General features: G+C 75.0%; 2 protein-coding genes. Both read left to right on the forward strand.

Features of this window, described 5'->3' with window-relative positions; genetic code table 11:
* The first annotated feature begins 8 nt into the window (after nt 1-8).
* Nucleotides 9-9,383: a type I polyketide synthase gene (locus tag ACZ66Z_RS20115; protein ID WP_469935744.1), complete on the forward strand. Its 9,375-nt coding sequence runs from the start codon at nt 9-11 to the stop codon at nt 9,381-9,383.
* Nucleotides 9,384-9,521: 138 nt separating this feature from the next.
* Nucleotides 9,522-11,316: type I polyketide synthase (locus tag ACZ66Z_RS20120; protein WP_469935726.1), on the forward strand; the 1,795-nt coding region annotated here is incomplete at its 3' end.

The following is an 11,316-nucleotide window of genomic DNA, read 5'->3' on the forward strand; positions in this document are numbered from 1 at the left end:
CCGATCAGATCGACGACCGGACCGTCGCCGTCGTCGGACTTTCCTGCCGTTTTCCCGGTGGGGCGAGCCCTGCCGAATTCTGGAATCTTCTCAGGAACGGCCGCGACGCCATAGCGGAGCCGCCCGCGGATCGGGCGCACCTGGGCGCCCTGGAGGACGGATCGTCGCGGCCCGGTGGTTTTCTGCCCGGCGTCGACACCTTCGATGCCGAGTTCTTCGGCATATCCCCGCGTGAAGCGGCCGCGATGGACCCGCAGCAGCGACTCGTGCTCGAGCTCGCCTGGGAGGCGCTGGAGGACGCCCGCATCGTCCCGGCCGCGCTCGCCTCCACCGCCACCGGCGTCTTCGTCGGCGCGATCGCCGACGACTACACGACCCTCACCCACGCGGCCGGCCCCGAAGCCACCTCCGCGCACACGGTGACCGGGTTGCACCGGGGCATCATCGCCAACCGGGTCTCCTACGTCCTCGGACTCCAGGGACCGAGCATGGTGGTCGACAGCGCGCAGTCGTCGTCGCTGGTCGCGGTGCACCTGGCCTGTGAGAGCCTGCGTCGCGGCGAGTCCGTGACGGCGCTGGCCGGCGGCGTCAACCTCAACCTCGCGCCGGAGAGCACCCAGGCCCTGGCGGCCTTCGGCAGCCTCTCGCCCGACGGGCGATGTCACAGTCTCGACGCCCGGGCGAACGGCTACGTCCGGGGCGAGGGCGGCGGCGTGGTGGTGCTGAAGCTCCTCAGCCGGGCCATCGCCGACGGGGACCGCGTCCACTGCCTGCTGCACGGCGGAGCCGTCGGCAGCGACGGCGCGAGCGACACCCTCCCCACCCCCGACGGAAAGGCCCAGGAACGCGTCATACGCGCCGCCTGGGAAAACTCCGGTATACCGCTGGAACAAGCACAGTACGTCGAAATACACGGATCGGGCACCCGGGTCGGTGATCCCATAGAAGCCTCTGCTCTGGGTGCCGTATTCGCGTCCTCCCGCACTCCCGATAACCCGCTTCTCCTCGGATCCGTCAAGACGAACATCGGCCATCTCGAAGGCGCCGCAGGCATAGCGGGACTCGTCAAGACGATTCTCTGCCTCAAAGAGCGGGAACTTGTTCCAACCCTCAACTATCAAACCCCTAATCCGCAGATCCCCTTCGAGGAGTTGCGGATCGCCGCCGCCACCGAAACCGGACCGTGGCCGAATCCCGACGGTCCGCTCGTCGCGGGCGTGACATCGGTCGGAATGGGCGGTACGAACTGCCATCTGGTACTCGGGGAATGGCGGGGCGAGACCTCCTCGACCGGCGGTGACGAGCCGGAGGAGACAAAGGCGTCGGACGCCTCCGACGCCGTCGCATGGGTGATTTCCGGCCGCGGCGACAAGGCGCTGCGCGCCCAGGCCGCCCGCCTCCGCGACCACCTCGCCGAACGGCCGGATCTCGACGTCGCCGAGGTCGCCCGGGCCCTCGCCCACGATCGCACCTCCTTCACCCACCGCGCCGTGCTGACCGGCTCCGGCCGCGACGAGCTGCTGACCGCCCTGGACGCGGTCGCCGACTCCCGGGGCACCCAGGCCGCGGTCGAGGGCAGCAGCCGCCGGACGGTCCGCGAGGCGGTCTTCGTCTTCCCCGGACAGGGTTCCCAGTGGGCCGGCATGGCCGCGGAACTCCTCGACGACTCCCCCGTGTTCGCCCGGGTGGTCGAGGACTGCGAGCGCGCGCTGCGCCCGTACCGCGACTGGTCGCTGACCGATGTGCTGCGCGGGCGCCCCGGCGCGCCCGCCCTCGACCGCGACGACGTCGTCCAGCCCGCGCTGTGGGCCGTGATGGTCGGACTCGCCGCGCTGTGGCGGGCGGCGGGCGTCGAACCCGCCGCGGTCGTCGGCCACTCGCAGGGCGAGATCGCCGCCGCCACCGTCAGCGGCGCCCTCACCCTGGACGACGCCGCCCGGCTGATCGCCGTGCGGAGCACCGCCCTCGGCGCGCTCGCCGGGCGCGGCGGCGGCATGATGACCGTGGGACTGCCCGTCGAACGGGTCCGCACCGACCTGGCCGGATTCCCACGGCTCAGCGTGGCCGCCGTCAACTCGCCCGGCATGACCGTGGTGGCCGGTGACGGGGACGACCTGGACGCCCTGGCCGCGCGGTACGGCGAGGACGTGCGCACCCGGCGCGTTCCGGTCGCCTACGCCTCGCACAGCCCGCACGTCGACGCCGTGCGCGACACGCTGCCGGCCGAGCTCGCCGGAATCGCGCCGCGCGCCGGAAGCGTGCCGCTGCACTCCACCGTGACCGGCACCGCCCTCGACGGCTCCGAGCTGGACGTCGCCTACTGGTACCGCAACCTGCGCGAGCCCGTGGGGTTCGAACCCGCCGTGCGCGCGCTCCTCGACGCCGGGCACGAGCTGTTCGTCGAGATGAGCCCGCACCCCGTCCTGGCGCTCGCCGTCCAGCAGACCGCCGAGGCCGTTGACCTGCCGGTCGCCGCGCTCGGCACCCTGCGCCGCGGGGAGGGCGGGCAGCGGCGACTGCTGCTCGCGTTCGGCGAGGCGTTCTGCCACGGCGCGGAGGTGGACTGGTCCGCCGTCCTGCCCGCCGGCACCACCCGCGCCGAACTGCCCACGTACGCCTTCCAGCGCCGCCGCCACTGGATCACCGCGCAGCCCCACGCCGCCCGGGCCCTGACGCCGGCGCAGCGGCCCGCGGCCCTCCCGGAGGACACCGCGGACGCCGCCGAGACCGAGCCGACCCGCTCGCTGACCGGCCCGGCCGCCCTGGAGCTGGTGCGGGCGCACACGGCCGCCGTACTCGGCTACGACTCCGTCGCCGAGGTCGAGCCCCGGCGGACGTTCAAGGAGCTGGGCATCGACTCGGCGATGGTCGTCGAGCTGCGCAACCGGCTCGTCACCGCCACCGGGCGCAAGCTTCCCACCACCGTCGTCTACGACCACCCCAGCCCGGCCGAGCTGGCCGCGCTGCTCGCCGAGGCGCAGCACGGGGCCGCGGCCCCCGAGGCCCGTGCCGACGAGGACGACCCGGTCGTGATCGTCGGCATCGGCTGCCGCTTCCCGGGCGGGGTGGACTCGCCCGAGGCGCTGTGGCGGGTCGTCGCCGAGCAGCGCGACGTCGTCTCGGGCTTCCCGGCCGACCGGGGCTGGGACCTCGACGGCCTCTACCACCCCGACCCCGCGCACGTGGGCACCACCTACGTCCGCGACGGCGGGTTCCTGGAGGGCGCCGCGGAGTTCGACGCCGAACTGTTCGGGATCTCGCCGCGCGAGGCGCTGGCGATGGACCCGCAGCAGCGCGCCTACCTGGAGGTGTGCTGGGAGGCCCTGGAGCGGGCCGGGATCGCCCCCGACTCCCTGCGCGGCACCCAGACGGGCGTGTTCGCCGGTGTCATGGCCCAGGAGTACGGTCCCCGGCTCGGCGAGGCGGGCGCGGGTGCCGCCGGGTTCGGTCTGACGGGCACGACGTCGAGCGTGGCCTCGGGTCGCGTCGCCTACACGCTCGGTCTTCAGGGCCCCGCCCTGACGGTGGACACGGCGTGCTCGTCGTCGCTGGTCGCCCTGCACCTCGCCGTACGCGCCGTCCGGTCGGGCGAGTGCTCGCTGGCGCTCGCCGGCGGTGTGACGGTCATGTCGACGCCCGGCATCTTCGTGGAGTTCTCGCGCCAGCGGGGCCTCGCGCCGGACGGCCGGTGCAAGTCGTTCTCCGCGGATGCGGACGGCACCGCCTGGGCCGAGGGCGTCGGCGTCCTGGTCGTGGAGCGCCTCTCGGACGCCCGGCGGCTCGGGCACGACGTGCTCGCCGTCGTCGCGGGCACGGCCGTCAACCAGGACGGTGCCTCCAACGGCCTCACCGCCCCCAGCGGACCGGCTCAGGAGCGCGTGATCCGCGCGGCCGTGCAGGACGCCGGAGTCACCTTCTCCGGCGTGGACGCGGTCGAGGCGCACGGCACGGGCACCGTCCTCGGCGACCCCATCGAGGCACAGGCCCTGCTCGCCACATACGGCACCCAGCGCGACGAGCGGCCCCTGATGCTCGGCTCACTGAAGTCCAACCTCGGCCACGCACAGGCCGCCGCCGGTGTCGGCGGCGTCATCAAGATGGTCATGGCGATGCGCCACGGCGAACTGCCCGCCTCGCTCAACGTCGGCAAGCCGAGCGAGCTCGTGGACTGGGCCTCCGGGGGCGTCGAGGTGCTCACCGAACCCCGCCCCTGGCCCGCCGAAGAGGGCAGGATCCGGCGTGCCGGCGTCTCCTCCTTCGGCATCAGCGGCACCAACGCCCACGTCGTCCTCGCCGAGGCCCCCGCCGAGGCCCTCGCGCCCGGGACCGGCTCCGGAGACGACGGCGACACCCCGCTGTGGGTGCTGTCCGGACGTACCGAAGCGGCGCTGCGCGCCCAGGCCACCGCGCTCGTCGACGCGCTCGACGGCCTCGACGGGGTCTCCGACCGCGACCTCGGCCGCGCCCTGGCCACGACCCGTACCGCCCTCGACCACCGCGCGGCCGTCACCGCCGAGGACCACGAGGAGGCCGTCGCGGCCCTGGCCGCGCTCGGCCGCGGCGAACCGCACTCCGCGCTGGCCGTCGGCACGGCGCGCGCCGACGACGGCCTCGCCTACCTCTTCACCGGGCAGGGCAGCCAGCGCGTCGGCATGGGACGCGAGCTGTACGCGTCCGAGCCGGTCTTCGCCGCCGCCCTCGACGCGGTGTGCGCCGAACTCGACGCCTGCCGCGCCTCCGTGCCCGGCGCGCCGCCGATCCGCGAGGTGATGTTCCACGACGCCGAGGCGCTCGACCGGACCGAGAACACCCAGTGCGCCCTCTTCGCCCTCCAGGTCGCGCTGTTCCGTCTCCTGGAGCACCGGGGCCTGACCCCCGACGCCGTGCTCGGCCACTCCATCGGCGAGTTCGCCGCCGCCCACGTCGCCGGGATCCTCACCCTGTCCGACGCCTGCGCCCTGGTCGCCGCGCGCGGCCGGCTCATGCAGGCGCTGCCGCCCGGCGGTGCCATGACGGCCGTCCAGGCCTCGCAGGACGAGGTCGGCGCCCTCCTGGTGGGCCGCGAGCACGAGGTGAGCATCGCCGCCGTCAACGGCCCCCTGGCCGTCGTCGTCTCCGGCGACGTCGAGGCCGTCGACGAGGTCGCCGCCGCGTTCGCCGCCGCCGGCCGCAAGACGCGCCGGCTCGTCGTCAGCCACGCCTTCCACTCCCACCGCATGGACGGGATGCTCGACGCGTTCGCCGCCGTCACGTCGACGGTGCGGTACGCGGAGCCGCGCGTCCCGATGGTGTCCACCGTCACCGGTGGACCCGTCGAGGTCACCGCCGACTACTGGGTGCGGCAGGTGCGCCGGGAAGTGCGGATGTCCGACGGCCTCGCCGCGCTCCACGGGCTCGGGATGCGGACCTTCCTCGAACTCGGCCCGGACGGCGTGCTGTCGGCCCTGGGGCAGGACTGCCTGGACGACGAGGCGCTGGCCTTCGTGCCGGTGCTGCGCCGCGGCCGGTCCGAACGCCGCACCCTGGCGTCCGCGCTCGGCAGCCTGCACGTCCGCGGCCGGAGCCCCGACTGGCGGGCCGTGTTCGGACCGGGGCGGACGCCCGCCCTGCCCACGTACGCCTTCCAGCGGGAGCGCTACTGGCTGACCGCGCACGGCACCGAAGGGCCGGCCGGACACCCGCTGCTCGGCCCCGCCGTCGAGCTCGCCGAGTCCGGACAGACCGTCCTGACCGCCCGGCTCGGCCGCCGTACCCACCCCTGGCTCGCCGACCACGCCGTCCTCGGCTCGGTCCTGCTGCCCGGCACCGCCTTCCTCGAGCTCGCCGCCCGCGCGGGCTCCCTGGCCGGGACGCCCCGGGTCGCCGAGCTCACCCTCGTCGCCCCCCTGGTGCTCCCCGACGAGGGCCGCACCGAGGTGCAGGTCGTCGTGGCCGCGCCCGGCGACGACGGACAGCGGACGGTGACCGTGCACGCCCGCACCGAGACGCCGGACGGCGCCGTCGAGCCGTGGACCCTGCACGCCACCGGCGCGCTCGCCCCGCACGACGGAGCCCCCGCGCCCACCGCGGCCCGGCCCTCCGGCGAGGGCGAACCGCTGCCCGTCGACGGCTGCTACGACGAACTGGCCGCCTCCGGTTACGCCTACGGACCGGTCTTCCAGGGCCTGCGCGCCGCGTGGCGGCACGGCACCGACCTCCTCGCCGAGGTCGCCCTGCCGGCCTCCGTCACCGACGCCGCCTCCTACGGGCTGCACCCGGCACTGCTCGACGCGGCCCTGCACCCGGTCGTGATGACCGCGCTCGACGACGGCGGCCGTCGGCTGCTGCCCTTCTCCTGGCGCGGCGTGACCGTCCACCAGCCCGGCGTCCGTTCCGGTCGCGTGCTGATCCACGGCACCGGGCCGGACGCGGTGTCCCTGACCCTGCTCGACGAGTCCCAGGCGGTCGTCGCCGAGATCGAGGAGCTCGTCCTGCGCCCGGTGAGCGAGGACGTGGCCGTCCCGCGCTCGCTCCACCGACTGGACTGGAAGCCGGCCGCGGCGGAGCCCGAGCCGTCCCCGCGCGCCGTCTCGCTCGGCTCCGCCGACCTGGGCGTCGGCCCCCGGTACGCCGACCTCGCCGCCCTCGGCGAGGCCGTCGACGCCGGGCTGCTCGTCCCCTCCGTGGTCCTCGCACCGCTCGGGGAGCTCGAAGGGCACCCGGACGGCACCGGGCCCGCCGCGCACCGCGCGCTCGCCCTGCTCCAGGCGTGGCTGGCCGACGACCGGCTCGCCGACTCCCGCCTGGTGCTCGTCACCCGGGCGGCCGTGGCCACGGCGCCGGACGCCGACGCGGACCCCGACCTCGCGGCCGTGTGGGGTCTGGCGCGCTCGGCGCAGACCGAGAACCCCGGACGGGTCGGGCTCCTGGACGTGGAGACGGCGGAGGACTGCCGCACGGCACTGCCGCTGATCGTCGCCGAACCCCAGCTCGCCGTACGGGACGGGGCCCCGCTCGTGCCCCGGATCGGCCCGGCGACGGCCGGCAGCACCCTGGTTCCCCCGGCCGGCACGGCCGCCTGGCGGATGGTGGTGCGCGAGCGCGGGACCCTGGACCACCTGGCCCTCGAACCCTTCCCGGAGGCCCTGGCCCCGCTGGGTGACGGCGAGGTCCGCATCTCCGTGCGCGCCGCCGGCGTCAACTTCCGCGACGTCCTGGGCACGCTGGGCCTCTACCCCGGCGACCCCGGCCCGCTCGGCCTCGAAGGGGCCGGTGTGGTCACCGAGGTGGGGCCCGGCGTCACCGGTCTCGCCGTCGGCGACCGGGTCATGGGCCTGCTCTCCGGGGCGTTCGGTCCGACGGCCGTCGCCGACCACCGGCTGGTCGCCGTCATGCCCGCCGACTGGACGTACGTCCAGGCGGCGTCCGCGCCCATCGTGTTCCTCACCGCGTACCACGCCCTGGTCGACCTCGCCGGACTGACCTCGGGCGAGCGCGTCCTGATCCACGCCGCCGCGGGCGGCGTCGGCATGGCCGCCGTCCAGCTGGCCCGGCACCTGGGCGCCGAGGTCTACGGCACGGCGGGTCCCGGCAAGTGGGACGTCCTGCGCGACCTGGGCCTGGAGGGGGCGAACCTGGCGTCGTCCCGCACCCTGGACTTCGAAACCGCGTTCGGCGCGGCCACCGGGGGCCTCGGCATGGACGTCGTGCTGAACTCCCTCGCCGGCGAGTTCGTGGACGCGTCCCTGCGGCTGCTGCCGCGCGGCGGCCGCTTCGTGGAGATGGGCAAGACCGATCTGCGCGACCCGGCGCTGATCGCGGCCGGACACCCCGGGGTGGACTACCGCTTCTTCGACCTGCTCCAGGAACCGGCCGAGCGCATCGGCGAGATGCTCACGGCCGTCATGGGCCTGCTGTCGTCGGGGGCGCTGAGGCCGCTGCCGGTGAGCACCTGGGACGTCCGCCGGGCACCGGAGGCCTTCCGGTACGTCAGCCAGGCACGCCACGTCGGCAAGGTCGTCCTCACCCTGCCCGCCGCCCTCGACCCGGAGGGCACGGTCCTGGTCACCGGCGCCACCGGCGCCCTCGGCGGACTGGTCGCGCGGCACCTGGTCACCGAGCACGGCGCCCGCCGTCTGCTCCTGGTCAGCCGCCGCGGCGCCGACGCGCCCGGGGCGAAGGAACTCGCGGCCGAGATCGGCGAACTGGGCGCGGAGGCCGTCCTCGCGGCCTGCGACACCGCCGACCGCGACGCGCTCGCGAAGCTGCTGACCGGCGTGCGGCTCACCGCCGTCGTCCATGCCGCCGGAGTCCTCGACGACGGCGTGATCACGGCGCTCACCCCCGAGCGCCTCGACACCGTGCTCGCCGCCAAGGCCACCGCGGCCCGGCACCTGCACGAGCTGACCGCCGACCAGGACCTCGCGGCCTTCGTCCTCTTCTCCTCCGTCATGGGCGTCATCGGCGGCGCCGGCCAGGGCAACTACGCCGCGGCCAACGCCTACCTGGACGCCCTGGCCCAGCACCGCGCGGCGCGGGGGCTCCCGGCGCTCTCCCTGGCCTGGGGCGTGTGGGCGGACACGGCGGGGAGGCCGGGCGCCGCCGGCATGGCCGGCACCCTGTCCGAGGCCGACCGGGTGCGGATCACCCGGACCGGCCTCGCGCCCATCGACCGGGCCGAGGGCCTGGCCCTCCTCGACGCGGCCCTGCGCGTGGACTCCCCCGCGCTCGTGCCCGCACCGATCGACCGTGCCGCGCTCGGTGCGCTCGGCGGCCAACTGCCCGTCGTCCTGCGGGACCTGGCACCGGCCGCCCCGCGACCGGCACAGGCCTCGCCGACCGCGGCCGCGCCCCGGGCGACCGAGACCCTGCGCGACCGGCTCGCCGCACTGAGCCCGGCCGAGCGGGAGGAGCTGCTCCTCGACCTCGTCCGGGTGCAGACCGCCGCCGTGCTCGGCCGGTCCTCCGCGGCCGGCGTTCCCGCCGACCGGCCCTTCAAGGACATGGGCTGCGATTCGCTCACCCTCGTGGAACTCCGCAACAGGCTGCAGACCGCCGTCGGCCTGCGGCTGCCCGCCACCTTCCTCTTCAACTGCCCGACACCGCTGGCGGTCGTGGCCCACCTGCACACCGAACTCACCCCGGCCGAAGCGGAATCCGCCGCGGACTCCGCCGGCCCGACGTCCGCTCCCGGCCTGGTCGAACTCGACCGGCTGGAGGCGGCACTCGTCGAGCTGCCGGACGACACCCAGGACGACGTCCGGACCGAGATCGTCCAGCGCCTCCAGGCACTGGCGGCCCGGATCCCCGCTCAGCGGACCCGGGCCGACGACGACGATCTGTCCGCACGGGTCCAGTCGGCCTCGGTCGACGAACTCCTCGCGTTCATCGACTCCGAACTCTGATCCCACGTCCGCACCACCGGACCCTCACTCCGCTCATCCTGTTCGACGCGCGCGGCGTGCTCCGGCACGCCGCCCGGGCGGCCATGTCCGCACCGCGCGCACGCACGGCTCCACGACGCCTACGGGGGCATCATCGCCATGACAACAACGGACAACGACAAACTCGTCGAGTACCTCAAGCGCCTCACCGTCGACCTCCACCAGTCCCGTCAGCGGGTCCGTGAGCTGGAGGCGGGCACCAACGACCCGATCGCGATCGTCGGCATGGGCTGCCGCTTCCCGGGCGGGGTGGACTCGCCCGAGGCGCTGTGGCGGGTCGTCGCCGAGCAGCGGGACGTCGTCTCGGGCCTGCCGACCGACCGGGGCTGGGACCTCGACGGCCTCTACCACCCCGACCCGGACCACTCCGGCACCTCCTACGTGCGCGACGGCGGCTTCCTGCACGGAGCCGGCGAGTTCGACCCCGCCTTCTTCGGGATCTCGCCGCGCGAGGCGCTGGCGATGGACCCGCAGCAGCGGCTGCTGCTCGAAGTGTCGTGGGAGGCCCTGGAGCGGGCCGGCATCACCCCCGGATCGCTGCACGGCACGTCGACGGGCGTGTTCCTCGGAGCCATCGCCCAGGAGTACGGTCCCCGGCTCGGCGAGGCGGGCGCGGGCGGCACCGGGTTCGGTCTGACGGGCACGACGTCGAGCGTGGCCTCGGGTCGCGTCGCCTACACCCTGGGGCTTCAGGGCCCCGCCCTGACGGTGGACACGGCGTGCTCGTCGTCGCTGGTCGCCCTGCACCTGGCGGTCAACGCCCTGCGCTCCGGGGAGTGCTCGCTGGCGCTCGCCGGCGGTGTGACGGTCATGTCGACGCCCGGCATCTTCGTGGAGTTCTCCCAGCAGAAGGGCCTCGCACCGGACGGCCGGTGCAAGTCGTTCTCCGCGGACGCGGACGGCACCGCCTGGGCCGAGGGCGTCGGCGTCCTGGTCGTGGAGCGCCTCTCGGACGCCCAGCGCCTGGGGCACGAGGTCCTGGCCGTGGTGGCCGGTTCGGCCGTCAACCAGGACGGCGCCTCCAACGGCCTCACCGCCCCCAGCGGCCCCGCCCAGGAGCGCGTGATCCGCGCGGCCGTGCAGGACGCCGGAGTCACCTTCTCCGGCGTGGACGCGGTCGAGGCGCACGGCACGGGCACCGTCCTCGGCGACCCCATCGAGGCACAGGCCCTGCTCGCCACATACGGCACCCAGCGCGACGAGCGGCCCCTGATGCTGGGCTCCCTGAAGTCGAACCTGGGGCACTCCCAGGCGGCGGCGGGTGTCGGCGGCGTCATCAAGATGGTCATGGCGATGCGTCACGGCGAACTGCCCGCCTCGCTCAACGTCGGCACCCCCAGCAAGCTCGTGGACTGGGCCTCCGGCGGCGTCGAGGTGCTCACCGAACCCCGCCCCTGGCCCGCCGAGGAGGGCAGGATCCGGCGTGCCGGCGTCTCCTCCTTCGGCATCAGCGGCACCAACGCCCACGTCGTCCTCGCCGAGGCCCCCGCCGAGCAGGCCACCGACGACGTCACTCCGGACGACGTGGCCGGCCTGGAGGGCGCCGGCCTGCCGTGGCTGGTGTCGGCACGCACGCCGGACGCGCTGGCCGAGGCCGCCGGACGGCTGGCCGCGTACGTACGGGCACGGCCGGAGCTCGACCCCGCCGACGTGGCGCTCTCCCTGGCCACCGGGCGCTCCGCCTTCGAGTCGCGGGCCGCGCTGCCCGGCGGTGACGGACGGGACGGGCTGCTCGCCGGCCTGGACGCCCTGGCCTCCCGGGAGGTCGACGGCGAGAACGGCGTGTCCTCTTCCCGCGCCGTGTTCGTGTTCCCGGGGCAGGGTTCGCAGTGGGTGGGCATGGCCACGGCCCTGCTCGACTCCTCCCCCGAGTTCGCCCGCGTCATCACCGAGT

The sequence above is a fragment of the Streptomyces sp. NPDC107498 genome (assembly GCF_055582805.1).